General features: G+C 30.4%; 1 protein-coding gene. It reads left to right on the plus strand.

Going from position 1 to position 273, the window contains the following annotated elements:
• Positions 1–41: 41 nt before the first annotated feature.
• Positions 42–273 (plus strand): thioredoxin family protein (locus tag BN899_RS18390; RefSeq protein ID WP_042278446.1); only part of this gene is annotated, 232 nt, incomplete at its 3' end.

Consider the following 273-nt stretch of genomic DNA (forward strand, 5'->3'; position numbering starts at 1 on the left):
TAAAGAAGAACTTATTAAAATATTATAGGAGAGTGAGAATTATGGCACAAATAATAAAAACAAACGAATTTTCAAATAGAGTAGAAAATAAAGATGGGATAGTAGTAGTAGATTTCTTTGCAACTTGGTGTGGACCATGCAAAATGTTATCACCAGTATTTGAAGCATTAGGAAATGATATGGAAAGTTCAGCAGATTTTCTAAAAGTTGATATAGATCAAAGTATGGAATTAGCAGAAAGATTCCAAGTATCTACAGTACCGACAGTAATAG

The organism is Faecalimicrobium dakarense (genome assembly GCF_000499525.1).
GTDB classification, from domain to species: domain Bacteria; phylum Bacillota; class Clostridia; order Peptostreptococcales; family Peptostreptococcaceae; genus Faecalimicrobium; species Faecalimicrobium dakarense.